The organism is Burkholderia sp. S-53 (assembly GCF_025560745.1).
GTDB lineage: Bacteria > Pseudomonadota > Gammaproteobacteria > Burkholderiales > Burkholderiaceae > Burkholderia > Burkholderia pyrrocinia.
Genome location: NZ_CP090483.1, coordinates 2,934,988 through 2,960,803 on the forward strand (window position 1 = coordinate 2,934,988; position 25,816 = coordinate 2,960,803).

General features: G+C 66.9%; 21 protein-coding genes. 12 read left to right on the forward strand and 9 right to left on the reverse strand.

The window, feature by feature from the left end:
* Positions 1 to 19 precede the first annotated feature (19 nt).
* The 3 genes from LXM88_RS18660 to clpS all read right to left on the reverse strand — a co-directional run bounded on the left by LXM88_RS18660 (position 20) and on the right by clpS (position 4,114).
* Positions 20 to 1,399, reverse strand: a complete 1,380-nt coding sequence (locus LXM88_RS18660; RefSeq protein WP_262535913.1) for an amino acid permease — start codon at positions 1,397 to 1,399, stop codon at positions 20 to 22.
* Between the two features lie 103 nt (positions 1,400 to 1,502).
* Positions 1,503 to 3,803: an ATP-dependent Clp protease ATP-binding subunit ClpA gene (clpA, locus tag LXM88_RS18665; protein WP_262535915.1), complete on the reverse strand. Its 2,301-nt coding sequence runs from the start codon at positions 3,801 to 3,803 to the stop codon at positions 1,503 to 1,505.
* On the reverse strand, positions 3,800 to 4,114 hold the full coding sequence (gene clpS / locus LXM88_RS18670; protein WP_006398529.1) for an ATP-dependent Clp protease adapter ClpS: 315 nt from the start codon (positions 4,112 to 4,114) through the stop codon (positions 3,800 to 3,802). The genes clpA and clpS overlap by 4 nt, the downstream gene beginning before the upstream one ends.
* A 289-nt stretch (positions 4,115 to 4,403) precedes the next feature.
* On the opposite strand from clpS, the gene LXM88_RS18675 reads away from it, so the two are divergent.
* Together LXM88_RS18675 and LXM88_RS18680 are read left to right on the forward strand one after the other, a co-directional pair.
* Positions 4,404 to 4,571: a hypothetical protein gene (locus LXM88_RS18675; protein WP_164991967.1), complete on the forward strand. Its 168-nt coding sequence runs from the start codon at positions 4,404 to 4,406 to the stop codon at positions 4,569 to 4,571.
* 87 nt (positions 4,572 to 4,658) lie between these two features.
* Complete coding sequence (locus LXM88_RS18680; protein ID WP_006478030.1) at positions 4,659 to 4,862, forward strand: cold-shock protein; 204 nt, start codon at positions 4,659 to 4,661, stop codon at positions 4,860 to 4,862.
* Between the two features lie 181 nt (positions 4,863 to 5,043).
* On the opposite strand, the gene LXM88_RS18685 is transcribed toward LXM88_RS18680, so the two are convergent.
* Positions 5,044 to 6,651, reverse strand: a complete 1,608-nt coding sequence (locus LXM88_RS18685; protein ID WP_262535942.1) for a multicopper oxidase family protein — start codon at positions 6,649 to 6,651, stop codon at positions 5,044 to 5,046.
* A gap of 672 nt (positions 6,652 to 7,323) precedes the next feature.
* Here LXM88_RS18685 and LXM88_RS18690 point away from each other — a divergent pair.
* Entirely contained in the window at positions 7,324 to 7,548 is a 225-nt protein-coding gene (locus LXM88_RS18690) for a hypothetical protein (RefSeq protein ID WP_006490888.1), read from the forward strand.
* A gap of 123 nt (positions 7,549 to 7,671) precedes the next feature.
* Here LXM88_RS18690 and LXM88_RS18695 read toward each other — a convergent pair whose 3' ends face one another.
* Together LXM88_RS18695 and icd are read right to left on the reverse strand one after the other, a co-directional pair.
* Positions 7,672 to 9,900: an NADP-dependent isocitrate dehydrogenase gene (locus tag LXM88_RS18695; protein ID WP_262535953.1), complete on the reverse strand. Its 2,229-nt coding sequence runs from the start codon at positions 9,898 to 9,900 to the stop codon at positions 7,672 to 7,674.
* A 281-nt stretch (positions 9,901 to 10,181) separates the two neighbouring features.
* A complete protein-coding gene (gene icd, locus LXM88_RS18700) occupies positions 10,182 to 11,438 on the reverse strand; it encodes an NADP-dependent isocitrate dehydrogenase (protein ID WP_034178829.1) in 1,257 nt (418 codons plus the stop codon).
* A 276-nt stretch (positions 11,439 to 11,714) separates the two neighbouring features.
* Here icd and LXM88_RS18705 point away from each other — a divergent pair, with 276 nt between their 5' ends.
* The 6 genes from LXM88_RS18705 (at position 11,715) to LXM88_RS37305 (ending at position 19,187) form a co-directional block, all read left to right on the forward strand.
* Complete coding sequence (locus LXM88_RS18705) at positions 11,715 to 12,293, forward strand: pseudouridine synthase (RefSeq protein WP_034178831.1); 579 nt, start codon at positions 11,715 to 11,717, stop codon at positions 12,291 to 12,293.
* A 280-nt stretch (positions 12,294 to 12,573) separates the two neighbouring features.
* Positions 12,574 to 12,792, forward strand: a complete 219-nt coding sequence (locus LXM88_RS18710; RefSeq protein WP_072444916.1) for a hypothetical protein — start codon at positions 12,574 to 12,576, stop codon at positions 12,790 to 12,792.
* Positions 12,793 to 12,951: 159 nt separating this feature from the next.
* Entirely contained in the window at positions 12,952 to 13,452 is a 501-nt protein-coding gene (locus tag LXM88_RS18715) for a DUF192 domain-containing protein (protein ID WP_262535957.1), read from the forward strand.
* A 218-nt stretch (positions 13,453 to 13,670) separates the two neighbouring features.
* Complete coding sequence (fusA, locus tag LXM88_RS18720; protein WP_262535958.1) at positions 13,671 to 15,782, forward strand: elongation factor G; 2,112 nt, start codon at positions 13,671 to 13,673, stop codon at positions 15,780 to 15,782.
* Between the two features lie 157 nt (positions 15,783 to 15,939).
* Positions 15,940 to 16,950, forward strand: coding sequence for a HoxN/HupN/NixA family nickel/cobalt transporter (locus LXM88_RS18725; protein WP_262535959.1), 1,011 nt, complete (start codon positions 15,940 to 15,942; stop codon positions 16,948 to 16,950).
* Positions 16,951 to 17,240: 290 nt separating this feature from the next.
* Positions 17,241 to 19,187, forward strand: a complete 1,947-nt coding sequence (locus LXM88_RS37305; protein WP_412524141.1) for a hypothetical protein — start codon at positions 17,241 to 17,243, stop codon at positions 19,185 to 19,187.
* Positions 19,188 to 19,214: 27 nt separating this feature from the next.
* Here LXM88_RS37305 and LXM88_RS18735 read toward each other — a convergent pair whose 3' ends face one another.
* Positions 19,215 to 20,060: an aldo/keto reductase gene (locus LXM88_RS18735; RefSeq protein ID WP_262535963.1), complete on the reverse strand. Its 846-nt coding sequence runs from the start codon at positions 20,058 to 20,060 to the stop codon at positions 19,215 to 19,217.
* A 166-nt stretch (positions 20,061 to 20,226) separates the two neighbouring features.
* On the opposite strand from LXM88_RS18735, the gene LXM88_RS18740 reads away from it, so the two are divergent.
* A complete protein-coding gene (locus LXM88_RS18740; protein ID WP_174384412.1) occupies positions 20,227 to 20,973 on the forward strand; it encodes a GntR family transcriptional regulator in 747 nt (248 codons plus the stop codon).
* Positions 20,974 to 20,994: 21 nt separating this feature from the next.
* Here the strand turns inward: LXM88_RS18740 and LXM88_RS18745 are convergent, their stop codons facing one another.
* Positions 20,995 to 22,386 (reverse strand): CoA transferase, encoded by a 1,392-nt coding sequence (locus tag LXM88_RS18745; RefSeq protein ID WP_262535964.1) that lies wholly within the window; start codon positions 22,384 to 22,386, stop codon positions 20,995 to 20,997.
* Between the two features lie 149 nt (positions 22,387 to 22,535).
* On the opposite strand from LXM88_RS18745, the gene LXM88_RS18750 reads away from it, so the two are divergent.
* Complete coding sequence (locus tag LXM88_RS18750; RefSeq protein WP_262535965.1) at positions 22,536 to 23,768, forward strand: citrate/2-methylcitrate synthase; 1,233 nt, start codon at positions 22,536 to 22,538, stop codon at positions 23,766 to 23,768.
* On the opposite strand, the gene LXM88_RS18755 is transcribed toward LXM88_RS18750, so the two are convergent.
* On the reverse strand, positions 23,741 to 24,064 hold the full coding sequence (locus tag LXM88_RS18755; protein ID WP_262535966.1) for a DUF2917 domain-containing protein: 324 nt from the start codon (positions 24,062 to 24,064) through the stop codon (positions 23,741 to 23,743). The genes LXM88_RS18750 and LXM88_RS18755 overlap by 28 nt on opposite strands.
* Before the next feature lie 218 nt (positions 24,065 to 24,282).
* Here LXM88_RS18755 and mdtD point away from each other — a divergent pair, with 218 nt between their 5' ends.
* Entirely contained in the window at positions 24,283 to 25,719 is a 1,437-nt protein-coding gene (mdtD, locus tag LXM88_RS18760; RefSeq protein WP_262535968.1) for a multidrug transporter subunit MdtD, read from the forward strand.
* Positions 25,720 to 25,816 lie beyond the last annotated feature (97 nt).

The window sequence follows — 25,816 nt, forward strand, 5'->3', positions numbered from 1 at the left end:
GGTGGCCGCGCCGGCACCGTCAGCGTGCGTGCTGGTGCCGGTAGTGCAGCGCATACGCGAGCGTCAGCAGCACGACGAACACGACTCCGACCACCATCGTCATCCGGAATTCGCGCGTGAACGCGGTCGTGAACAGGATCGCCGCGACGAGCCCCGCGCCGAACAGGCTGCCGAACGGGTGACCCCACATCCGGAATGCGAGCGCGGGGCCTCGATACTGCGAACGGAAGCGCAGGTGCGTGACGAAGATCATCAGCCAGGTGAGCAGTGCGCCGAACATCGCGATCGCCATCATCACGGTAAACGCCGTGTCGGGCGCCAGCGCGACCAGCACGGCCGCCACCGCGACGCCGCTCGTCGAGATCCACAGCGCCGCACGCGGCACGCCGTTCGTGCCGAGCCGGCCGAACACCGCCGGCGCGAGCCGTGCGCGCGACAGGCTGAACATCATCCGTGTCGTCACGTAGAGCTGGCTGTTCATCGCCGACAGCGCCGCGATCAGCAGCACGAAGTTGATCACGCCCGCCGCGTACCGCACGTGCGTCGCGGCCATCACCTTCACGAACGGGCTTTCGTCGGTGCCCGCCTGCGTCCACGGCACGATTGCGAGCATCAGCGACAGCGTCAGCAGGTAGAACAGCACGAGCCGGAACACCGTCGAGCGGAACGCGCGCGTGACCGCGTGCTGCGGATCGCGCGCTTCTCCCGCCGCGATCGCGACGGCCTCGATGCTCATGTAGCTGAAGATCGCGACGATCACCGCGACCCAGGTGCCCCACGGCCCCTTCGGCATGAAGCCGCCATGCGCGGTGTAGTTCGCGAAGCCGATGCCCGATGCGGCCGGCGCCGACCACACGAAATACGCGCCGAGCACGATGAACAGGACGATCGCCGCAATCTTCAGCAGCGAGAACGCATATTCGACCGAGCCGTACAGCGTGACGCTCGCGAGGTTCACGGCGATCAGCAGCGCGGAGAAGCCGATCACCCAGTACCAGCCGGGCACGGCCGGAAACCAGTACTTCATGAACACGGCGATCGCGCTGATCTCGGTGCCGATCGCGAACACGACCGCGAACCAGTACGCATAGCGCACGAGAAAGCCCGCGAGCGGGCCGACGTAGTGCTCGGCATACGCGCCGAACGAGCCGGCCGTCGGATGCGCGACGGTCATTTCCGCGAGCGCGCCCATCAGCAGCAGCGCGATCAGCGCGCCGATCGCATACGAGACCAGCACGCTCGGGCCGGCGAGCCCGATCGCGAACCCGCTGCCGAGGAACAACCCCGTGCCGATCGCGCCGCCGATCGCGATCATCGCCATCTGCCCCGACGTCAGCGCGTGGCGCAACCCTTGTTCGCGCGCGACGATGTTGTCGAACGACCGTTGTTGTTGTGTCACTGCGTTACCACTCCCCTGCACCACCATTGCGCCGCCGGCGCCGGATAAAACGAAACGGCGCGGAGAACTTCCCGCGCCGTTCGCATGAACAACGAATTATCGCTTACTCGACTTCGACCGTCTCTTCGTTCGGCTTGTGCGGCGGATTCGCCAGCTTGTCGAACGACAGCTGCACCTTGTCGCTTTCGTCGACGTCGACCGTCACGTGGCCGCCGTTGACGAGCTTGCCGAACAGCAGCTCGTCGGCCAGTGCACGACGTATCGTGTCCTGGATCAGCCGCTGCATCGGCCGCGCGCCCATCAGCGGGTCGAAACCGTGCTTCGCGAGATGCTTGCGCAACGCGTCGGTGAAGAGCGCGTCGACCTTCTTCTCGTGCAGCTGTTCCTCGAGCTGGATCAGGAACTTGTCGACCACGCGCATGATGATTTCCTCATCGAGCGAGCGGAAGCTGATGATCGAATCCAGGCGGTTGCGGAACTCCGGCGTGAACAGGCGCTTGATGTCGGTCATCTCGTCGCCCGTTTCGCGGCGCGTCGTGAAGCCGATCGTCGCCTTCTGCATCGACTCGGCGCCCGCGTTCGTCGTCATGATGATGATGACGTTGCGGAAATCCGCCTTGCGGCCGTTGTTGTCCGTCAGCGTGCCGTGGTCCATCACCTGCAGCAGCACGTTGTAGATGTCCGGATGCGCCTTCTCGATTTCGTCGAGCAGCAGCACGCAATGCGGCTTCTTCGTGACGGCTTCGGTCAGCAGCCCGCCCTGGTCGAACCCGACGTAGCCCGGCGGCGCGCCGATCAGGCGGCTCACCGCGTGACGCTCCATGTATTCCGACATGTCGAAGCGGATCAGCTCGATGCCGAGCGTGAACGCGAGCTGGCGCGCCACTTCGGTCTTGCCGACGCCCGTCGGGCCGGAGAACAGGAACGCGCCAATCGGCTTGTCCATCTTGCCGAGGCCCGCGCGCGCCATCTTGATCGATGCCGCCAGCGCGTCGATCGCCGGATCCTGGCCGAACACGACGCTCTTCAGGTCGCGGTCGAGCGTCTGCAGCTTGCTGCGGTCGTCCTGCGACACGCTCTGCGGCGGCACACGCGCGATCTTCGAGATGATTTCCTCGATCTCGCTCTTGCCGATCGTCTTCTTCTGCTTCGACTTCGGCAGGATGCGCTGTGCGGCGCCCGCTTCGTCGATCACGTCGATCGCCTTGTCCGGCAGGTGACGATCGGTGATGAAGCGCGCCGACAGTTCGGCCGCGGCCGACAGCGCGCCCGACGAATACTTGACGCCGTGATGCTCCTCGAAGCGTGACTTCAGGCCGCGCAGGATCGCGACCGTCTGCTCGACGGTCGGCTCGCTCACGTCCACCTTCTGGAAGCGCCGCGACAGCGCCGCATCCTTCTCGAAGATGCCGCGATACTCGGTGAACGTGGTCGCGCCGATGCACTTGAGCGTGCCCGACGACAGCGCCGGCTTCAGCAGGTTCGACGCATCGAGCGTGCCGCCCGACGCAGCGCCCGCGCCGATCAGCGTATGGATTTCGTCGATGAAAAGGATCGCGTGCGGACGCTCCTTGAGCTCCTTCAGCACCGTCTTCAGGCGCTGCTCGAAATCGCCGCGATACTTGGTGCCGGCGAGCAGCGCGCCCATGTCGAGCGAGTAGACCTGCGCATTCGCGAGGATATCGGGCACCTCGCCGCGCGTGATGCGATACGCGAGCCCTTCCGCGATCGCGGTCTTGCCGACGCCGGCCTCGCCGACGAGCAGCGGATTGTTCTTGCGGCGGCGGCACAGTACCTGCACGACGCGCTCGACTTCGGGCTCGCGACCGATCAGCGGATCGATGCGGCCGTCCTTCGCCATCTGGTTCAGGTTCTGCGTGAACTGCGCGAGCGGCGTTTCCTTCTGCGCATTCGCGTCTTCGCTTTCCGCGTTCGCGTCGGTCGACTTGGCGGCTTCGCCACCGTTCGTCTTCGCGATGCCGTGCGAAATGAAGTTCACGACGTCGAGGCGCGTGACGCCCTGCTGCTGCAGGTAATACACCGCGTGCGAATCCTTCTCGCCGAAGATCGCGACCAGCACGTTCGCGCCGGTCACTTCCTTCTTGCCGTTCGACGTCGACTGGACGTGCATGATCGCGCGCTGGATCACGCGCTGGAAACCGAGCGTCGGCTGGGTATCGACATCGTCGGTGCCCGGGACGGTAGGTGTGTTGTCGTGGATGAAATTGCGCAGGTTCTGACGCAGGTCCTCGATGTTTGCCGCGCACGCGCGCAACACCTCGGCTGCCGTCGGATTATCCAGCAGAGCCAGCAGCAGATGCTCGACCGTAATGAACTCATGGCGCGCCTGGCGTGCTTCCATGAACGCCATGTGCAGGCTGACTTCCAATTCCTGGGCAATCATGCTTCCTCCATCACGCACTGCAGCGGATGCCCGGCCTGCCGCGCATGGGTAACGACTTGCTCAACCTTGGTCGACGCGATGTCCCGCGTATAGACCCCACATACCCCTCGCCCTTCGCGATGGACCTTCAGCATGATCTGCGTGGCCGTCTCGCGATCCTTCTTGAAATACTCCTGGACCACCATCACGACGAACTCCATCGGCGTGAAGTCGTCGTTCAGCAGCACCACCTTGTACATCGAAGGCGGCTTGAGCTTCTGCTGCTTGCGTTCCAGGACGGTACTGTCCTGCTTGTCCGGGATAATCGCCATACACCCATTCTAAACAACTCGGACAGGCCCGCAATCCTGCCATTACCCGACCGACCGGCCGGCGCCCTCCCCGGTATCCCGGAACACGCGATCGTCTTCGCGCCATACGAAAGCCGGCTGCGGTGCCGGCTTTCACGCGTGGCGCGGAACACGAACCGTCAGGGGGAACCGCACCGGAACGTCGTATCCGCATCCAGTATCCCACAAGCCGGGACGACTCGAACGCGTGTCACTCGAGCCTGGTATATGAGCCGATTATGCGGCTTTTCAAGTCCCCGCGCTTGGCCGCATGCTGCAAAGCAAAGCCGGAAAAACCCTGAAAATGGGTTCTTTACAACGGCCCTCCATACGTCTAAAAATTCCACTTGACACTCCAATAAAGAGCGCCAACAATCAAGCTGGCACTTTTTTCAAATTGCCGGTTGGCGAAATGAAAGAGGCCGAGGTGAGCTTGTGAGGGGGGAACGGCTGCATTTTCCGGTCGTTTAGCTTTTCGAGCGTGCTCGTGGTAAGTAGCAGCGACTGTGTGACAGGGGAAGTAGGTATGGCAACTGGTATCGTTAAGTGGTTCAACGACGCGAAGGGCTTCGGTTTCATCACTCCCGACGAGGGCGGTGAGGATCTGTTTGCGCACTTCTCGGCTATCACCATGAATGGCTTCAAGACGCTGAAGGAAGGCCAGAAGGTGAGCTTTGACGTCGTTCAAGGACCGAAGGGCAAGCAAGCGTCGAACATCCAGGCCGCATAAAGGCATCGGATATCGGACGAAGAAACCCGGCGCAATGCGCCGGGTTTCTTTTTTTGAGGCCGGCCAATCGATAATCGATTGGCCGGCCTTTTCGTTCAATCCCGATTATTGAACACGTATTGTCTTGTCACGCATGCAGATCGGAAACTGATCCGGCATGTGAAACACATTAGCGCCTTCGTTACACGACCTTCAGCGTGCCCATCATGCCGAGATCCTCGTGTTCGAGAATGTGGCAATGAAACATGCGTTCGCCGGGCATGTCTTGCGTGACGAGAATCGTCACGGTTTCGCCGCTGCGGACGTTCACGGTATCGCGCCACGCGCGGAACGGTTCGGCCGTGCGCGAGCCGCCCGACGCGCGCTCGATCACCTGGAACTGCGTGCCGTGCAGGTGGAACGGATGGTCCATGTCGGTGGCATTGCGGATCTCCCAACGCTCGACGTCGCCGCGGCGGCTCGTCAGCGTCGCGCGGTGCGGCGCGTAGGTCGCTCCGTTGATCGTGAAGCGCATGCCCGCCGGGCGGCCGTGTGCCGCGCCTTTCATCATCGCGTCCATGTCCATTTCTTCGCCAAACGCGACCGTCTTGTGCGCAACCGGTTCGCCCAGCGGCGGCACCGCGCGCAGCGTCGCGGGCAGCGCGCGCGCCTCGGCAGGCGCGAACGCGACATCGGCAAGCGCCAGCGCCGGGTCGGGCGGCAGGCTGCCGTGGCCGTCGTCGTGCGACATCGCCATCTTGCGGCGGTCGTATTCGGCCGCCTGCAGCACCGCGCGCGACGCGCGATCACCGGCGCGCACCAGTAGCTCCGCGCGCTCGCCCGGCGCAATCAGCAACGACGTCACGCGGCGCGGCGCGTCGAACAGCCCGCCGTCGGTGCCCGCGTGCTCGAAGGCGCGGCCGTCGTCGAACGCGACGCGCAGGTAGCGCGCGCTGCACGCATTCCATACGCGCCAGCGTTCGTCGCCGGCGACGTCGATCCGCGGCCGGCGTGCGCCGTTGACCAGCACGAACTGACCTTCACGGCCGTTCATCCAGTCCATCATGTCGTTCGGTGCAATCGTGCCGTCGCGTGCAAGCTTCAGGTCCGACACGAACAGGTTGCGCTCGGGCCAGCCGGCGAGCGGATCGTCCGCGGCGCGCACGACGAACGGGCCGGCCAGCCCGCGAAACACCTGCTCGGCCGTCATCATGTGCGGATGCGGGTGGTACCAGTAGGTGCCGGCGCTGCCCTTCGGCAACGTGAAGCGGTACACGTGCGACGCGCCGGGTGCGATCGGATCGGACGGATTGCCGTCCTGGTCGGGCGGCACCGGCAGCCCGTGCCAGTGGATCGTCGACGGCTGCGGCAGCTTGTTCACGAATTTGATCTCGACCGTATCGCCCTCGCGCACGTCGATCAGCGGGCCGACGACGGGGCCTTGCGTGCCCGCACCGAACTGCCAGAACGTGGTCGGCCGCACACCGTGCAGCATCGGCCGCGCCACCGGCTGCGCGACCAGCGTGGCCCGGAACGTGCCGGGTTCGCGGCTTTCGTTCGCAAGCGTGCGCAACGAGGCAAGCGGCGCGCCGGCCGGCAGCGCGTCGGCGGCCGCGAGCGCGGCCGGCGCGGGCTTGCCGTGCTGCGCGTGAGCCGACATCCCTGACATGCCCGACATGCCGGGCATGTCGTCCATCGAATCCATGCCGGCCATGCCGGCATGACCCGCATGCTGCGCCCACGCGGTGCGCGCGAACAGCGACGCGGCCGCGACACCGATGGCGCGCGACAGGAAGGTTCTCCGTATCATCAATCGTTCCTCGTTATCCTTGCTGCGTCGCGCGGAAGCCGCGACGCCCGCGCCGGCCGGCATCGAACGCCGATGCGCGACGCGAAACCTGATGCCCGCGTCATGATAACCGCAGGCCCCTGTCCAGACGCGCCGCCGCCGGTCGGGCGGCGATACGCCGCAGTGCGCGGCGCTGTTGCGCCGGTTTCAACACGCGTCGACGGAAGCGCCAATCTGCGACGCGCTGCCCTTCGCCGGCGACTGCCGCCGCCACTTATCCGCTCCCATGACGCCCTCCGGGCGACCGCTTGACGCCTGCCGTCCGTCCCTGCATTGGCGCTCGTCGCGCTATCCCATCGCGAAACCGTGAATATTTCACGATGCGGAACAAGTCTCTGCCTTATAAAAATTCGTGGTGCAGGGCACAAATTTCCTGTTTCGCGATGCCAAAAATCGTTCCACAATACAAAATGGCAAAAATAATGCGTTGTTTTTAAATGAGAATTTTCGTTTCGAGAAGCCGCTCTACGCGCACCATCCGATCGGGTCGCGGACGTAGACTTTGTTCCATGCACTGACGCTTCGCCACGACGTTCGATACGGAACCCGGCGCAAGCAGCCAGTCGGGCCACAGCCGGCCGAGCCGGCGGGCGGCACAACAGAATCGCTTGTGATCAGAAAGGGAGAACGGAAATGAAGGGATTTCGCTTTGGTTCAGCGCTCGGGTCGTTCTACATCCTGCCGGGTAACGGCGGCTGGGAAGCGACGTTCGGCAACGCCCTGCTCGGCGCGTTCTCGTGCCCCGAAGTGGCGGCCGACCACATCTCCCGCGGCGACTGCGAGCAACTGTCCGAACTGGACACGGCGACGCTCGAAGTGCCGCACGAAATCGCCGAGTGGGAAATCGTCCACGTCTGAATGGCAAGCCTGCAACGAAAAACGCCCCGGGCGTCCGGGGCGTTTTTCTTTTGTGTCGGACGGCGGACGGCAAAACCCGCCGCGCCGACACACGCATTGGCCCGCGCGCTTGCGCGGCCTGCGTCAGGCGACCGCGTCGACGATGCCGTTCAGCGTCGCGCTCGGGCGCATCGCCTGGCTCGTCAGGTCGACGTTCGGACGGTAGTAGCCGCCGATGGCCTGCGGCTTGCCCTGCGCGGCCGCCAGTTCTTCCAGGATGCGCGCTTCGCCGTCGGACAGCGCCTTCGCCACGCCTTCGAACTGCGCCTTCAGCGCGGCGTCCTCGGTCTGCTCGGCGAGCGCCTGCGCCCAGTACAGGCACAGGTAGAAGTGGCTGCCGCGGTTGTCGAGGCCGCCGACCTTGCGCGCCGGCGACTTGTTCTCGTCCAGGAACTTGCCGGTCGCCTGGTCGAGCGTCTTCGCGAGCACGACCGCCTTCGGGTTCTGGTATGCGTGGCCGAGGTGTTCGAGCGACGCTGCCAGCGCGAGGAATTCGCCGAGCGAATCCCAGCGCAGGAAACCTTCCTCGACGAACTGCTGCACGTGCTTCGGCGCGGAACCGCCCGCACCCGTTTCGAACATCCCGCCGCCGGCCATCAGCGGCACGATCGACAGCATCTTTGCGCTGGTGCCGAGTTCCATGATCGGGAACAGGTCGGTCAGGTAGTCGCGCAGCACGTTGCCGGTGACCGAGATCGTGTCCTTGCCCGCGCGGATGCGCTCGAGCGAGAAGCGCGTCGCTTCGACCGGCGTCAGCACGCGGATGTCGAGGCCGTTCGTGTCGTGATCCTTCAGGTAGCGTTCGACCTTCGCGATGATCTGCGCATCGTGCGCGCGCGCCGGATCGAGCCAGAACACGGCCGGTGCGCCGGTCGCGCGAGCGCGGTTTACCGCGAGCTTGACCCAGTCCTGCACCGGTGCGTCCTTCGTCTGGCACATGCGCCAGATGTCGCCCGACTCGACCGCGTGCTCGAGCAGCACGTTGCCGGCTTCATCGGTGACGCGCACGACGCCGTCCGCCGGGATCTGGAACGTCTTGTCGTGCGAACCGTATTCCTCGGCCGCCTGCGCCATCAGGCCGACGTTCGGCACGCTGCCCATCGTGACCGGATCGAATGCGCCGTGCTGCTTGCAGTCTTCGATCACGGCCTGGTACACGCCCGCGTAGCAGCGGTCCGGAATCACGGCCTTCGCGTCGTACAGCGCGCCGTCCGGGCCCCACATGCCGCCCGAATCGCGGATCATCGCCGGCATCGACGCGTCGACGATCACGTCGCTCGGCACGTGCAGGTTCGTGATGCCCTTGTCGGAGTTGACCATCGCGAGGCGCGGGCGCACTGCGTATTCGGCCTTGATGTCGGCTTCGATCGCTTCGCGCGTGTCGGCCGGCAGGTCCTTCAGGCGCGCGTACAGATCGCCGATCCCGTTGTTCGGGTTGAAGCCGGCCTGCGCCAGCACGTCCGCGTGCTTCGCGAGCGCGTCGCGGTAGAACACCGACACGAAATGGCCGAACAGGATCGGATCGGAGACCTTCATCATGGTCGCCTTCAGGTGCACCGAGAACAGCACGTCCTGCGCCTTCGCGTCGGCGATCTGCGCCTCGATGAAGCTGCGCAGCGCGTTGCGGCTCATCACCGATGCATCGATGATTTCACCGGCCTTCACGGCCGTCTTTTCCTTCAGGACCTTCTTCGCGCCGTCGGCCGTCGTGAGTTCGATCTTCACGCTGCCGGCATCGGCGATCAGCGCCGACTTCTCGCTGCCGTAGAAGTCGCCTTCGCTCATGTGGGCGACGTGCGCCTTCGAGGTCGCCTTCCAGGCGCCCATCTTGTGCGGATGCTTGCGTGCGTAGTTCTTGACCGACAGCGGCGCGCGGCGGTCGGAGTTACCTTCGCGCAGCACCGGGTTCACCGCGCTGCCCTTGATCTTGTCGTAGCGGGCCTTGACGGCCTTCTCTTCGTCCGTCGACGGATCTTCCGGATAGGCCGGCAGCTTGTAGCCCTGCGCCTGCAGTTCGGCGATCGCGGCCTTGAGCTGCGGCACCGACGCGCTGATGTTCGGCAGCTTGATGATGTTCGCTTCCGGCTTCAGCGTGAGCTGGCCCAGCTCGGCCAGATCGTCGGAACCCTTCTGCTCCGGCGGCAGGATGTCTGCGAATGCCGCGACGATGCGGCCGGCGAGCGAGATGTCGCGCGTTTCGACGGCGACGCCGGACGAGCGCGTGAAGGCCTTGACGATCGGCAGCAGCGAATAGGTCGCGAGCGCGGGCGCCTCGTCGGTGAGGGTATAGATGATCTTGGGCGAAGTGGACATGGTCAATGCGTTGCTACGTGAAAGTGGGACTGAGGAGCGCCGGCGGGTAACCGGCGGGGAGCGACCGGGTCGATCGCGAAAGGGGCGCCGGATTCAGCCGGGCGATGGTGTTGCGAGGGCCGTCATGTTCTACCTTGCAGGGCCTCCGGGCCGCTTCGCGGCGCCGCGGCCCGCACGCCGGACCGCCCTGTCAAACCAAACCTGCCATCCACGAAACGCCCCGGCGCCGGCAGGTGGCGCCGGGGCGGCCGGAAACGCTCCGGCCCACCCCGCAAGGGGTCTTACATGTTCTCGATCAGCACTTCGCCGAAGCCCGAGCACGACACCTGCGTCGCGCCTTCCATCAGGCGCGCGAAGTCGTACGTGACGCGCTTCTGCAGGATCGACTTCTCCATCGACGCGATGATCGTGTCGGCCGCTTCCGTCCAGCCGAGGTGGCGCAGCATCATTTCCGCCGACAGGATCTCGGAACCGGGGTTCACGTAATCCTTGCCCGCGTACTTCGGCGCGGTGCCGTGCGTCGCCTCGAACATCGCGACCGAATCCGACAGGTTCGCGCCCGGCGCGATCCCGATGCCGCCGACCTGCGCGGCCAGCGCGTCGGAGATGTAGTCGCCGTTCAGGTTCAGCGTCGCGATCACGTCGTATTCGGCCGGGCGCAGCAGGATCTGCTGCAGGAACGCGTCGGCGATCGAATCCTTGATCACGATCTCGTTGCCCGTCTTCGGGTTCTTCACGCGCATCCACGGGCCGCCGTCGATCAGCTCGCCGCCGAATTCCTTCTGGGCCAGCGCGTAGCCTGCGTCACGGAACAGGCCTTCCGTGAACTTCATGATGTTGCCCTTGTGCACCAGCGTGACCGACTTGCGATCGTTGTCGATCGCATACTGGATCGCCTTGCGCACGAGACGCTCGGTGCCTTCGGTCGACACGGGCTTGACGCCGATCCCCGAGGTTTCCGGGAAGCGGATCTTCTTCACGCCCATCTCGTCCTGCAGGAACTTGATCACCTTCTTCGCCTGCTCGGAGCCCGCGGCCCATTCGATGCCCGCGTAGATGTCTTCCGAGTTCTCGCGGAAGATCACCATGTCGATCTTTTGCGGCTCGCGCACCGGCGACGGCACGCCCTTGAAGTACTGGACCGGGCGCAGGCACACGTAGAGATCGAGTTCCTGGCGCAGCGCGACGTTCAGCGAACGGATGCCGCCGCCGACCGGGGTCGTGAGCGGCCCCTTGATCGACACCACGTATTCCTTCAGCACCTGCAGCGTTTCGTCCGGGAGCCACACGTCCGGACCGTACACCTTCGTCGCCTTCTCGCCCGCGAAAATCTCCATCCAGTGGATCTTGCGCTTGCCCTTGTAGGCATGCGCGACCGCCGCGTCGACGACCTTGATCATGACCGGCGTGATATCGAAGCCCGTACCGTCGCCTTCGATATAGGGAATGATCGGCTGATCGGAAACGTTGAGCGAGAAGTCCTTGTTGACGGTGATCTTGTCACCGCCTTCCGGAACCTTGATGTGCTGATACGGCATGATCGACTCCAGTGACGTGGCTGAGCAGGTGATGCTGGTCGAAGCTGCGCGCGCGGCGGGGGCGCGGCATGGCCACCCCGTGACGGCAACAGCGAGCCGCTATTCTAGCGCCCCAACCGGGCACTTCGGCACGAAGCGCGGCACTGCGTATCAAGACCTCACTTATGTCTTATATAAGACAGAGGACTTGCCGTTCCGTATTATGCATTAAGATTCCGCCATTTGCCATAGACCGCCCGCCCCGCTTCCTGCGGCACGCCGGGCGGGCGCCCTGCCATGAACCTGATCGCCCTCAACAAGCCGTTCGGCACGATTTGCCAGTTTTCCGCGCACGAGACGCGGCCGTCGCTCGGCGACTGGGTAAAAACGCCCGGCGTCTATGCGGCCGGCCGGCTCGACGCGGACAGCGAGGGCCTGCTGCTGCTCACCGACGACGGCGCGCTGCAGGCGCGCATCGCGGAGCCGCGCCACAAGCTCGTCAAGCGCTACTGGGCGCAAGTCGAGGGCGCGCCGGGCCCGGCCGACCTGAAGGCGCTCGCGCGCGGCGTCGATCTGGGCGACTACGTGACGCGCCCGTGCCGCGCCGAGTTCATCGAGCCGCCCGACGCGCTGTGGCCGCGCAACCCGCCGATCCGCTACCGCGCCGCGATCCCGACCACGTGGATCGAACTGGCGATCACCGAAGGCAAGAATCGGCAGGTGCGCCGGATGACGGCGGCCGTCGGCTTCCCGACGTTGCGTCTGGTGCGCGTCGGCATCGGTGCGCTGGACATATTCGCGCTCGGCATTGCGCCAGGCGAAACAATTGCGCTGCCGCCGCGCGCGCCGTGGGACGGTTTCGCGCCCGCCGGATGACGGATTCCGGACACGCGAATTTTTCGTCATCTTTTTCGTCAACCGCCTGCGAAGATCGCGCGTTAAATCACGCAGATGCCACCCTGAGCTATCCGGCATTGGCAGCCGAACCCGTGTTTGCGTCACGAAAGCGACGTTTTCTTCGAATACGATTCGGCGCCCGCAGCGCAATGAGAAATTTCTCGAAGCGTCTGTCAACCGAAAGGTGGATGGCACCGTTAGACGTCATGACTCCTATGCCGGGTCATTTGGTTAATTAACTAAAGCTGAGGAACACAACATGAACAAACTGATCGCCGCTCTGGTCGCTGGCCTCTTCGCAACGGCTGCTTTCGCACAAGCTTCGGCTCCGGCCGCTCCGGCTGCTGCTGCTCCGGCAGAAGCTGCTTCGGCACCGGCTAAGAAGGCAACGCACAAGAAGCACCACGCAGCTAAGAAGCACCACGCTGCTAAGAAGGCTGCAAGCGAAGCCGAAGCCCCGGCAGCTGCTTCGAACTAAGCAAGCTGGTTGTAATAACGCAGTCAAGAACACGCAGTCTTGCCGTTCTTACGGCGTTGAAAGGCAGATCACCGCAAGGCGATCTGCCTTTTTCTTTTTGTGCCCGCCGGCGCGCATCGCGTACCATGCGGGTCTCGTTTTCCAGATAGGAGCCTTGCTGTGCAATTCTCCCTGCGCTCGTCGCTCGGCCGCCTTGCGCGTGCCGCCGTGTTTCCCGCCGCGCTCGCCGTCCTCGCCGTCGGCATGCAGGCCGCCAGCGCGCAGATGCCGCCCGGCGCCAAGCAGCCGAGCGAGTTCCCGCACGTGAAGCTGCGCGCCGGCATGTACGTGATCGACGCGGCCGTCGCCGCGAACGACGCCGACCGCGAACAGGGGCTGATGTACCGTTCGCAGCTCGCGCCGAACGAAGGCATGCTGTTCGTCTTCAACGAGAATGCCGTGCACTGCTTCTGGATGAAGAACACGCTGATCCCGCTGTCGATCGCATTCATCCGTGCGGACGGCACGATCACCGACATCGACGAGATGAAGGCGGAGACGACCGACAACCACTGCCCGCGCAACAACGGCGTCTATGCGCTCGAAATGAGCAAGGGCTGGTTCGCCGCGAAGGGCATCAAGCCGGGCATGAAGCTCGACGGCCTGCCGAAGGCCCAGTAACGGCGATCCGCGGCCTCGCGCCGCGCCCCGACCGAAGCCGGCCGCCCGCGCGCGCCGGCTTTTTTTTCGCCAGCCGGCGCCGCCGCCCGGCTTGATTCCGCCGGTGCTGGCCGCATCTGCAAAAGCCACGCGCAAGCGCTATGCTTTAAGTCTCGCTTGTTCCAAACCCGGGCCGGCCCAGCCTGCCCGCTTACGATCCGAACCACCAGGAGGTTCACGTGCCCCGCAAAACCCCCATCGAGCGCTATCGCAATATCGGGATCAGCGCTCACATCGATGCCGGCAAGACCACGACGACCGAGCGCATCCTGTTTTACACCGGCGTGAGCCACAAGATCGGTGAAGTGCACGACGGCGCGGCCACGATGGACTGGATGGAGCAGGAGCAGGAACGCGGCATCACGATCACGTCGGCGGCGACCACGGCTTTCTGGAAAGGCATGGCCGGCAACTACCCGGAGCACCGGATCAACATCATCGATACCCCGGGCCACGTCGACTTCACGATCGAGGTCGAACGCTCGATGCGCGTGCTCGACGGCGCATGCATGGTCTATGACTCGGTCGGCGGCGTACAGCCGCAGTCCGAAACCGTGTGGCGCCAGGCGAACAAGTACAAGGTGCCGCGCATCGCGTTCGTCAACAAGATGGACCGCGTCGGCGCCGACTTCTTCCGCGTGCAGCGGCAGATCGGCGAGCGCCTGAAGGGCGTCGCCGTGCCGATCCAGATTCCGGTCGGCGCGGAAGATCATTTCCAGGGCGTCGTCGATCTCGTCAAGATGAAGGCGATCGTCTGGGACGACGAAAGCCAGGGCGTGAAGTTCTCGTACGAGGAGATTCCCGCGAATCTCGTCGAGCTTGCGCACGAATGGCGCGAGAAGATGATCGAGGCCGCGGCGGAAGCGAGCGAGGAACTGCTCGAGAAGTATCTGCACGACCATGAATCGCTGACCGAGGACGAGATCAAGGGCGCGCTGCGCAAGCGCACGATCGCGAACGAGATCGTGCCGATGCTGTGCGGCAGCGCGTTCAAGAACAAGGGCGTGCAGGCGATGCTCGACGCGGTGATCGACTACCTGCCGTCGCCGGTCGACGTGCCGGCGATCCTCGGCCACGACTTCGCCGATCCGGAAAAGCCGGCGGAACGTCATCCGAGCGACGACGAGCCGTTCTCGTCGCTCGCGTTCAAGATCATGACCGACCCATTCGTCGGCCAGCTGATCTTCTTCCGCGTGTATTCGGGTGTCGTCGAATCGGGCGACACGGTGCTCAACGCGACGAAGGACAAGAAGGAACGGCTCGGCCGGATCCTGCAGATGCATGCGAACGAGCGCAAGGAGATCAAGGAAGTGCGCGCGGGCGACATCGCGGCGGCCGTCGGCCTGAAGGAAGCGACCACCGGCGACACGCTGTGCGATCCGACCAAGCCGATCATCCTCGAGAAGATGGAATTCCCGGAGCCGGTGATCTCGCAGGCCGTCGAGCCGAAGACGAAGGCCGACCAGGAAAAGATGGGCCTCGCGCTGAACCGCCTCGCGCAGGAAGACCCGTCGTTCCGCGTGCAGACCGACGAGGAGTCCGGCCAGACGATCATTTCGGGGATGGGCGAGCTGCACCTCGAAATCCTGGTCGACCGGATGAAGCGCGAGTTCGGCGTCGAAGCGACCGTCGGCAAGCCGCAGGTCGCGTATCGCGAGACGGTGCGCACGACGGCGTCCGATGTCGAGGGCAAGTTCGTCAAGCAGTCGGGCGGCCGCGGCCAGTACGGCCATGCGGTGATCACGCTCGAACCGAACCCGGGCAAGGGCTACGAGTTCCTCGACGAGATCAAGGGCGGCGTGATTCCGCGCGAATTCATCCCGGCCGTCGACAAGGGCATCACCGAAACGCTGAAGAGCGGCGTGCTCGCGGGCTACCCGGTCGTCGACGTGAAGGTGCACCTGACGTTCGGTTCGTACCACGACGTCGACTCGAACGAAAACGCGTTCCGGATGGCCGGCTCGATGGCGTTCAAGGAAGCGATGCGCCGCGCGAAGCCGGTGCTGCTCGAGCCGATGATGGCGGTCGAGGTCGAGACGCCCGAGGACTTCATGGGCAACGTGATGGGCGACCTGTCGAGCCGGCGCGGCATCGTGCAGGGGATGGAGGACATCGCGGGCGGCGGCGGCAAGCTCGTGCGCGCCGAAGTGCCGCTCGCGGAGATGTTCGGCTATTCGACGTCGCTGCGTTCGGCCACGCAGGGCCGCGCGACGTACTCGATGGAGTTCAAGCACTACGCGGAAACGCCGGCCAACGTATCGGAAGGCGTGATCAGCGCGAAGGCGAAGTAAGCGCCGGGCGCTCGCGCCCTGCCGCATGCCAGGCCCGTCCGGTTCCGGACGGGCTTTTTTTCGTCCGGTGCGCACCGCTCGCGGCTTTTTGATCGGCACGCCAGTCATTTTTTTCGCATGCCACAATGCATCGCGATTCGTCAGATGAAACCGCCCGATGCCGCCCACCCCTGCCCTGCGCCGCCTGCTGACCCTCTACGCCGGCCTGATCGCCGCGAACGTCGCCGTCTGGCTCTGGGCGCTCGCGGTGCTGCGCGACCATCCGCTGCTGCTCGGCACCGCGGCGATCGCGTACGGGCTCGGACTGCGTCATGCGGTCGACGCCGATCACATCGCGGCGATCGACGTCGCGACGCGCAAGCTGATGCAGGACGGCCAGCGTCCGGTAAGCGTCGGGCTGTTCTTCTCGCTCGGTCATTCGACGATCGTGATCGCCGCGACGCTCGCCATCGCGCTGACCGCGTTCGCACTGCGCGACCGGTTCGATGCGTTCCGCGAGATCGGCGGCACGATCGGCACGGCCGTGTCGGCTACTTTCCTGCTTGTGCTCGCGTGCGTGAACCTGATGATCCTGCGCGACGTGTGGCGGCGCTATCGCGGCATGCCGGAGCACGCGCACGGCGCCGCGCATGTGCACGGCCCGGCCGGACTCGTGTCGCGGCTGCTGCGCCCGCTGTTCCGGTTCGTGTCGAAGAGCTGGCACATGTATCCGGTCGGCGTGCTGTTCGGGCTAGGTTTCGATACTGCAACCGAAATCGGCCTGCTCGCGATTGCCGCCGCGCAAGCAAGCCAGGGGTTGCCGGTCTATACGGTCATGCTGTTTCCCGCCTTGTTCACCGCCGGCATGACGCTGATCGACTCGACCGACAACGTGCTGATGATTCATGCATACGGCTGGGCGATGGACGATCCGCAGCGCAAGCTGCTCTACAACGCGAGCATCACGTTCGTGTCGGCGGCCGTCGCGCTGGCGATCGGCGGGATCGAGGCGGCCGGCCTGCTCGCCGACAAGCTGGCGCTGACGGGCCCCGTGCGCGACGCGCTCGATGCGCTCGGCGAACGCTTCGGCTCGATCGGCTACGGCATCGTCGCGCTGTTCCTCGTCTGCTGGATCGCATCGATCCTGTTCCACCGCTGGCAGCGCGCGGCCGACGCGCCGACGCGCTGAGCATCGCTCAGATGTTTCATTTCGGAAACAAAACTCCCCCGACGACGCGTCATGCGCCGTCGCATGCATGCGCGCGCCTTGCGCCACGGGTGTAAGCGGCCGGTGGCACGAATCTCGCTGATAGGGCTTCGCACGGCGGGCCCGCGTGCCGATCCGCGTTCGCGGCTGGCTTCAAGCGCCGGCCCGAAGGTAATCGGCCGCCGTTAGGACAACGAATCTTTTATGGCCCCCCTGCTCCACACGTAGATCGTCGCGCGACGACGAGGCATCGCGCGCATCGGGAGGCCATGATGCTTAAGAAAAAACAGCCGTTCCGCGCGGCGGGACGGTGCTATCGCGCGACCTTGATGGCCGCGGCCGCGTTTGCGTGCTGCTGCTCGTATGCAGTCGCGCAGAACGCAACACCTGACTCCGTGCCCGACGCAGTTGCCAGCGCGGACGCCGTCATGACACTGGTCGAGGACGCTTCGTCGTGCGCAGCCAATCCGGCTGCATGCGCGGTGCATGTCTATGCCGGCGGTGGAATTGGCGGTAAAGGTGCCGGCTCGAGCGGCAGTGGCGGCAACCCCGGTAGCGGTAGCGGCGGAAATAACGGAAACGGCGCTGTGGGACCTGCCGGTGCCGGCGGAGCGACAGGCTCAACGTCCGGCGGTACGAGCGGCACCGGCCGAGGAGGCAATTCGTCCGGCAACGGTGGCTCCGGTGATGGCACTTCGGGTGGCGGCACTTCGGGTGGCGGCACTTCGGGTGGCGGTACTTCGGGTGGCGGTACTTCGGGTGGCGGTACTTCGGGTGGCGGTACTTCGGGTGGCGGTACCTCGGGTGGCGGTACCTCGGGTGGCGGTACCTCGGGTGGCGGCACCTCGGGTGGCGGCACCTCGGGTGGCGGTACCTCGGGTGGCGGTACCTCGGGTGGCGGCACCTCGGGTGGCGGTACCTCGGGTGGCGGCACCTCGGGTGGCGGTACCTCGGGTGGCGGCACCTCGGGTGGCGGCACCTCGGGTGGCGGTACTTCGGGTGGCGGTACTTCGGGTGGCGGTACTTCGGGTGGCGGTACTTCGGGTGGCGGTACTTCGGGTGGCGGTACTTCAGGTGGCGGTACTTCAGGTGGCGGTACTTCGGGTGGCGGCACCTCGGGTGGCGGAGGCCATGGCGGACATGGTGGCGGCGATGACGGCGGCGGCCACGGCAACGGTGGTGGTGGCCATGGCGGCGATGACGGCGGCGGCCACGGCAACGGTGGTGGTGGCCATGGCGGCGATGACGGCGGCGGCCACGGCAACGGTGGTCACGGCAATGGCGGCGATGACGGCGGCGGCCACGGCAACGGTGGTAGTGGCCATGGCGGCGATGACGGCGGCGGCCACGGCAATGGTGGTCACGGCAATGGCGGCGATGACGGCGGCGGCCACGGCAACGGTGGTCACGGCAATGGCGGCGGCGACGGCACTGGAGGCGCGGGTAACGGCGGCGGGAACGGCAGTGGTGCCGGCGGCAGCGGCGGCCACGGCAATGGCGGCGGCAGCGGCAACGGTGGCTCGGGCAACGGCGGCGGGAACGGCAGTGGTGCCGGCGGCAACGGTGGCCACGGCAATGGCGGTGGCAGCGGCACTGGCGGCTCGGGCAACGGCGGCGGGAACGGCAGTGGTGCCGGCGGCAACGGTGGCCACGGCAATGGCGGCGGCAACGGCGGCGCGGGCAACGGCGGCGGGAACGGCAGTGGCGCCGGCGGCAACGGTGGTCACGGCAATGGCGGTGGCAGCGGCAACGGCAACGGAGGCGCGGGCAACGGCGGCGGTAACGGTAGTGGCGCCGGCGGCAACGGCGGCAACGGTGGCCACGGCAATGGAGGTGGCAGCGGCACTGGCGGCTCGGGCAACGGCGGCGGTAACGGCAGTGGCGCCGGCGGCAACGGTGGCCACGGCAATGGCGGCGGCAGCGGCGGCGCGGGCAACGGCGGCGGGAACGGCAGTGGCGCCGGCGGCAACGGTGGTCACGGCAATGGCGGTGGCAGCGGCAACGGCAACGGAGGCGCGGGCAACGGCGGCGGTAACGGTAGTGGCGCCGGCGGCAACGGCGGCAACGGTGGCCACGGCAATGGCGGCGGCGACGGCAATGGCAACGGCAGTGGTGGCGCCAGCAATGGTGGTGCCAACGGCGTCGGCAATGGCAACGGCACCGGCCACGGCAATGGCGGCGGTCACGGCAACGGCGGATCGTCCGGAGGCAACCACTGACCGGACGCGTTGCCCGGCCGGGTGCCGTCAGAGCATCTCGAGCGCGCGCTTGCTGCGCGGCGCACGGAAGTACGCGTCAAGCTGCGCGCGCTCGTCTTCGCTCAACACGAAATCGAGCGCGGCACGATTGTCGCGCACATGTTCGATCCGCGACGCCTTCGGGATCGCGAATACACCCGGCTGCGCGAGCACCCATGCCAGCGCGACGCGCATCACCGACACGCCGCGCTGCCGTGCAATCTCGTCGAGCGGCGAGCGCTTCGGCAGCCTCCCATGATCGACCGGGCTGTACGCCATCGCCGGCATCCGGTGTTCGGCGAGCCACGGCAGCAGGTCGAATTCCGGGCCGCGCCGCGCGATGTTGTAGAGGATCTGGTTGGTCGCGCACGCGCCGCCGCCCGCCTCGTCGACGAGTTCGTCCATGTCGGCCGTATCGAAGTTGCTCACGCCCCAGTGACGGATCTTGCCCGCGCGTCGCAACGCGTCGAAGCCCTCGACCGTCTCTTCGAGCGGCACCGAGCCGCGCCAGTGCAGCAGGTACAGGTCGAGGCGATCGGTACGCAGGCGCTTGAGGCTCGCATCGCACGCGGCGACGACGCCGCGCCGGCTCGCATGGTGCGGATAGACCTTGCTGACGAGGAACACGTCGTCGCGCAGGCCGGCAAGCGCCTCGCCGACGAGCGACTCGGTCGCGCCTTCGCCATACATCTCGGCCGTGTCGACCAGCGTCATCCCGAGTTCGACGCCTTCGCGCAGCGCGGCGATCTCGTCCGCGCGGCGGGCCGGCCGCTCGCCCATTTCCCAGGTGCCCTGGCCGAGCTTCGGAATCGTCTCGCCGTCCGGCAGGACGACCGTGGCGATCGTGTCTGTCATGCGCTCCTCGCTGCGGATTCGTGGCCGCACACCGCGGCCGAAGCATGGAATACGACGCATCAGTGTAGTCAATCGGCGCGACACCGGCCTATTGCGGGGCAAAAACCGGCTATAACGGCGCCGCATGATGACTTAGAATGGCCGCAACCTGATCGATACCCACTCCATGAAGTCACCCACGGACGACCGCTGGCAGGACCTGCGCCCCGACCCCGACAACGACACGCCGCTCTACCTGCAGCTCGCCCGCAAGCTCGGCGACGCAATCCACGACAATCGCTGGACGGCCGGCGAGGCGCTGCCGTCAGAGCGCGTGCTGTCCGATGCGCTCGGCGTGTCGCGCATCACCGCGCGCAAGGCGATCGCGCTGCTCGTCGAGCAGGGTTTGATCCGCCGCACGCAGGGCGCGGGCAACTTCATCCAGCCGCGCTACGAGGATCCGCTGTCGCGGCTGTCGAGCTTCAGCGAAATGCTCGAGCGCCGCGGCTTCAAGCCGAGCTCGCAATGGCTTGCACGCGAGATCCAGCCCGCGAACCGCGACGAGGTGATCCAGCTCGGGCTGTCGCCGGCCGCGTCGGTTACGCGCCTGAAGCGCCTGCGCCTCGCCGACGGCATCGTGATGGCCGTCGAGAACTCGACGTTCCCCGCGACGCTGATTCCCGATCCGCAGGCAATCGGCGGTTCGCTGTACAGCTATCTCGAAGCGCGCGGCACGCCGATCGTGCGCGCGCTGCAGCATTTCCGCGCGGTCAACGCGACCGACGAGATCGCCGAACAGATGGGCATCGCGCCGCACGACGCGCTGCTGCTGATCACGCGGATCGGCTATACGTCGGACCAGCGCGCGATCGAGCTGACCGATACCTACTGCCGCAACGACTACTACGACTTCGTCGTCGAACTGCGCAAGTAACGCAAGCCGCGCCGCCGGCACTCACAGCCAGCGAGCATCGTCGGTGCCGAGCGGCACGGGCGGCCGCGCGAACGACGGCGGCGTCGCCGACAACCGTTCGGCCGGCCGCACGGCGTCGATCGTGCCGAACGGCGACGCGATGCGGTCGATCCGGTCGCGCACGTCGGCAGCCGCGAGATCGGGCGCCTGCAGGCCGTCCGGCACGGCGCCGAACGACTGCAGCCAGCGCCCCGTCTGCGCGAGCGACAGCCGCACGTGCCAGCTCCCCCCTTCGCGCGCCCGCCGCGCGAGCGCGATCATCGCGCCGAACGCCGCGAGATAACCCGTCGCATGATCGAGCGCCTGGCATGGCAAATGGCGCGGCTTGTCCGCGTGCGCGGCCTGCTGCTCCTGCCATGCGATCCCGCTCGCCGACTGCACCAGACTGTCGAAGCCGCGCCGTTTCGCCCACGGCCCCGAGTGCCCGTATGCGGACACCGACACGCAGACGATGCCGGGCCGCAGTTCCGCCAGCGCCTGCGGCGCGAAACCGCGTGCCGCAAGCGCGCCGGGCCGGTACGACTGCAGGAACACATCCGCGTCGCGTGCGAGCGCGTGCAGCGTATCGACGCCTGCGTCTTCGCGCAGGTCGATCCATGTCGAACGCTTGCCGCGCCCGTTGTCGATCACGAGCGGCGCGATGTTCGGCAGGTGCGGGCCGTTGACGAGCAGTGCCTGCGCACCGTGCGACGCCAGCGTGCGGCCCGCGACCGGCCCCGCGATGATGCGCGTGAGATCGAGCACGCGCACGCCCGCGAGCGGCTGGCCGGCCTCGCCGCGGCCGATCGGCTCGACCGGCGCGTCGCCGATCCGCTCGATCTCGAACAGCGGCAGCGACGCAATCGCATGCGCCTGCTCGTGCGCCGCCCATTCATCAGGTGTTCTGATCAATGCCGCGCACAGGCCGGCCTCGGCCAGCGCGGTATCGAGTGCCGCACCGTCCCACGTGCGGATCGCCGCGGCGACCTCGGCCGGCTGCGCGCCGCAACCGAGCACGTCGAGGATCCCGTGCAGGTGATGCGGGAAGTTCGCGTGCAACTGGATCCAGCGCCCGTCGCGCGTCTCGAAGAAGCCCGTCACCGGATGACGCAACTCCGGCGGCGGACCGTCGTCCACGCGCAGGTAGCGTTCGCTGCGGAACGCGACGAGCGCGTCGCGCACCGACACGTCGACGGATTGCACGACGCCCGTGCGAAGCCGGTGGCATTCGGCCGCCGCGAGCCCAGCGGCCGCGATCGTTGCCGCGGCGAGCGTGCCGATATGGAACGTCGACGGCAGCGTCGGGTCCTGCCCCGTCACGGTCGTACGGGCCAGCGCGCCGCGGTCGCCGTGCGCGAGTTGCCACAGATGCGTCAATGCGAGTTCGGGTGTCATGGTGAAGTGAGCGCCTCAGCGTCGTAGGGGGAGACGGAATCGAGTCTAGAATTCGCGACAGGTGCGATCAATCTTGATTGCACGAATCGATACATAACGAATAGTTGTAGCGGGGCCGCGCTTCATGCGCCCCGCCAGGAGCGACCGGCATGACATCCCTCAGCGCGCAGGAAGCCGCCGGCACCCTCGGTGTCAGTGTGAGCACGCTCTATGCGTATGTGAGCCGCGGGCTGCTGCGCTCGCTGCCCGATGGCGCGACCAAGCGCCGCCGCTACGACGCGGACGAGGTGCGTCTGCTCGCGCGCCGCCGCGCCGATGCGAAACGCGCGGGCGGCGTCGCCGAGCGGTCGCTCGACTGGGGCGTGCCGGTGCTGGAATCGCGGATCACGCAGATCGCCGACGGCCGCCTGCGCTACCGTGGCGCCGATGCGATCGCGCTTGCCGACGAGGCGACGCTGGAGCAGACGGCCGCGAGGCTGTGGGACTGTCCGCCCGCGCGGCTTGCCGCCGCGTCGCTCGCGTCGACCGGTTTCGACACCGCGCAGTGGGACGACTGGGCACGCCGCTGGGCGCATCTCGCGCCGCTCGAACGCACGCTGGTGCTGCTGCCGGCCGCGGCCGCGTCGCTGCCGCGCCTGTGGGCGCAGGGGCGCGACGCGCAGCTCGATTCGGCCGCGCTGCTGCTGCGTGTCGCGACGGCCGCGCTCGCCGGCATCGCGCCGGGCGACGCGCCCGTGCACCGGCAGCTCGCTGCCGCGTGGCGCGTGCGACGGCGCGACGAAGCCGACCTGCTGCGTCGCGCGCTCGTGCTGTGCGCCGATCACGAACTGAATCCGTCGACCTTTGCGGTGCGCTGCATCGCGTCGACCGGCACCCACCTGTTCGGCGCGATCGCAGGCGGGCTGGCGGCGCTGTCCGGGCCGCGCCACGGCGGCGAGACGTTCCGCGCGGGCACGCTGCTCGACGAAGCGGCCCGCGCCGTCGACCTCGACCGCTACCTCGCGCTGCGGCTGGCGCACGACGAACGTGCGAACGGCGGCCGCACCGCCCTGTCCGGCTTCGCGCACCCGCTCTACCCCGACGGCGACCCGCGCGCGCTGGCGCTGCTCGACGCGCTGCACGCCGCGACGCCCGACCGACCGGCGTTGCAAGCGGCACGTGCGCTCGCCGCGCGCGTCGAAGCGGCGACGGGCCTACGGCCGGCGATCGATTTCGCGCTCGCGGTGCTGGAGCGTACGCTCGCGCTGCCGGACGGCGCGGCGTTCACGCTGTTCGCAGCCGGCCGCACGGCCGGCTGGATCGCGCATGCGCTTGAGCAATACGCGGACGGCAAGCTGATCCGGCCCCGGGCGCGCTACGTCGGCAGCGACGCAGCCGCGTGACGCCGGCCGTCGCGCCACGCGACGAGCGGACGCCACCACGCGTGCACGGCGCGCGCGGCCGGCACCACGAGCGGACCGAACGCGAAGGTCGCGCCGTGCGGCCCCGCGCTGACCCACACGCGCGTGCCGGGCATCAACGTCAGCGAATCGCCGGCGCCGAGCCAGTGGTCGTCGGGCAGGCCCTCGACGGTCACCCAGGCGTCGCCTTCGGCCACCTCGAGCACGGTGCGATCGACGATCCGCCACCGTCCGGCCGGCTCGTCACCGTCCATCACGTAGAGTCGCAGTTCGCGCATGGCAGCCTCCTGGTCGCACGGGTTCGATGGCTCCAGTATTTCGGACAGTGGCAGCACACGGACAGATACGGCTGCAGACACTTTTGGCTGAACTGTACTGGTCAACCGACGGGGACGGGCATCCGCCGGCCGGGCTTCGCATTGCGCCTGCACCGAACCTGCACTGCGCGGCGGCTTTCCCTACAATGTCGGCTGTCCCGCGCCACCGCCCCGCCTTCATGTTCCAACGCCCGCCCGCCGCCGCTCCCGGCGAAAAGAACCTCACCGTGATGCTCTGGCTCGTTGCGACGGGCTTCTTCATGCAGACGCTCGATGCGACGATCGTCAACACGGCGCTGCCGTCGATGGCCGCGAGCCTCGGCGAATCGCCGCTGCGGATGCAGTCCGTCGTGATCGCGTACTCGCTGACGATGGCGGTGATGATCCCCGTGTCGGGCTGGCTCGCCGATACGTTCGGCACGCGGCGCGTGTTCTTCAGCGCGATCCTGGTCTTCTCGCTCGGTTCGCTGCTGTGCGCGAACGCGCATACGCTGACGCAGCTCGTCGCGTTCCGCGTCGTGCAGGGGGTCGGCGGCGCAATGCTGCTGCCGGTCGGACGGCTCGCGGTGCTGCGCACCTTTCCGGCCGAGCGCTACCTGTCCGCGCTGTCGTTCGTCGCGATCCCCGGCCTGATCGGCCCGCTGATCGGGCCGACGCTCGGCGGCTGGCTCGTGAAGATCGCGTCGTGGCACTGGATCTTCCTGATCAACGTGCCGGTCGGCGTCGCGGGCTGCATCGCCACCTTCTATTCGATGCCCGATTCGCGCAACCCGGCCGTCGGCCGCTTCGACCTGAAGGGCTATCTGCTGCTGACGATCGGCATGGTCGCAATCTCGCTGTCGCTCGACGGGCTCGCCGATCTCGGCATGCAGCACGCGGCCGTGCTCGTGCTGCTGATCCTGAGCCTCGCGTGCTTCGTCGCGTACGGGTTGTACGCGGTGCGCGCGCCGCAGCCGATCTTCTCGCTGGAACTGTTCAGGATCCACACGTTCAGCGTCGGGCTGCTCGGCAACCTGTTCGCGCGGATCGGCAGCGGCGCGATGCCGTACCTGATCCCGCTGTTGCTGCAGGTGAGCCTCGGCTACTCGGCGTTCGAGGCCGGGCTGATGATGCTGCCGGTCGCGGCGGCCGGGATGTTCTCGAAGCGGATCATCACGCGCCTGATCACGCAGCACGGCTATCGCAAGGTGCTGCTCGCGAACACGATCATGGTCGGCGTGATGATGGCGAGCTTCGCGCTGATGCGCGACACGGTGCCCGTCTGGGTGAAGGTCGTGCACCTCGCGCTGTTCGGCGGCTTCAACTCGATGCAGTTCACCGCGATGAACACGCTGACGCTGAAGGATCTCGGCACCGGCGGCGCGAGCAGCGGCAACAGCCTGTTCTCGCTCGTGCAGATGCTGTCGATGAGCCTCGGCGTCACGGTCGCCGGCGCGTTGCTCGCGACGTTCACCGGCATGCTGCGCACCGTCACGCCGAGCAACACGCTGCCCGCGTTCCATGCGACGTTCGTCTGCGTCGGGATCATCACGGCCGCGTCCGCTTGGATCTTCGCGCAGCTCGCACCGGAGATCCGCAGCACCGCGCGCAAGACGGACCCGTCCGAGCGCGCGTGACGCGCGGCGCGCGCCGTTTCGGGCGCCGCACCGCCTCCGCGCGCACCATTGCGGTGCAGCCCGCCCCTGCGATGCCCCATTCTCCGGCCGCGACGGG

Excerpts from the sequence above, each read along its gene's own strand:
- clpA (WP_262535915.1), bottom strand. The coding sequence starts at position 3,803 with ATGATTGCCCAGGAATTGGAAGTCAGCCTGCACATGGCGTTCATGGAA.
- clpS (WP_006398529.1), bottom strand. The coding sequence starts at position 4,114 with ATGGCGATTATCCCGGACAAGCAGGACAGTACCGTCCTGGAACGCAAG.
- LXM88_RS18675 (WP_164991967.1), top strand. The coding sequence starts at position 4,404 with ATGCTGCAAAGCAAAGCCGGAAAAACCCTGAAAATGGGTTCTTTACAA.
- LXM88_RS18680 (WP_006478030.1), top strand. The coding sequence starts at position 4,659 with ATGGCAACTGGTATCGTTAAGTGGTTCAACGACGCGAAGGGCTTCGGT.
- LXM88_RS18685 (WP_262535942.1), bottom strand. The coding sequence starts at position 6,651 with ATGATACGGAGAACCTTCCTGTCGCGCGCCATCGGTGTCGCGGCCGCG.
- LXM88_RS18690 (WP_006490888.1), top strand. The coding sequence starts at position 7,324 with ATGAAGGGATTTCGCTTTGGTTCAGCGCTCGGGTCGTTCTACATCCTG.
- LXM88_RS18695 (WP_262535953.1), bottom strand. The coding sequence starts at position 9,900 with ATGTCCACTTCGCCCAAGATCATCTATACCCTCACCGACGAGGCGCCC.
- icd (WP_034178829.1), bottom strand. The coding sequence starts at position 11,438 with ATGCCGTATCAGCACATCAAGGTTCCGGAAGGCGGTGACAAGATCACC.
- LXM88_RS18705 (WP_034178831.1), top strand. The coding sequence starts at position 11,715 with ATGAACCTGATCGCCCTCAACAAGCCGTTCGGCACGATTTGCCAGTTT.
- LXM88_RS18710 (WP_072444916.1), top strand. The coding sequence starts at position 12,574 with ATGAACAAACTGATCGCCGCTCTGGTCGCTGGCCTCTTCGCAACGGCT.
- LXM88_RS18725 (WP_262535959.1), top strand. The coding sequence starts at position 15,940 with ATGCCGCCCACCCCTGCCCTGCGCCGCCTGCTGACCCTCTACGCCGGC.
- LXM88_RS37305 (WP_412524141.1), top strand. The coding sequence starts at position 17,241 with ATGCTTAAGAAAAAACAGCCGTTCCGCGCGGCGGGACGGTGCTATCGC.
- LXM88_RS18735 (WP_262535963.1), bottom strand. The coding sequence starts at position 20,060 with ATGACAGACACGATCGCCACGGTCGTCCTGCCGGACGGCGAGACGATT.
- LXM88_RS18740 (WP_174384412.1), top strand. The coding sequence starts at position 20,227 with ATGAAGTCACCCACGGACGACCGCTGGCAGGACCTGCGCCCCGACCCC.
- LXM88_RS18745 (WP_262535964.1), bottom strand. The coding sequence starts at position 22,386 with ATGACACCCGAACTCGCATTGACGCATCTGTGGCAACTCGCGCACGGC.
- LXM88_RS18750 (WP_262535965.1), top strand. The coding sequence starts at position 22,536 with ATGACATCCCTCAGCGCGCAGGAAGCCGCCGGCACCCTCGGTGTCAGT.
- LXM88_RS18755 (WP_262535966.1), bottom strand. The coding sequence starts at position 24,064 with ATGCGCGAACTGCGACTCTACGTGATGGACGGTGACGAGCCGGCCGGA.
- mdtD (WP_262535968.1), top strand. The coding sequence starts at position 24,283 with ATGTTCCAACGCCCGCCCGCCGCCGCTCCCGGCGAAAAGAACCTCACC.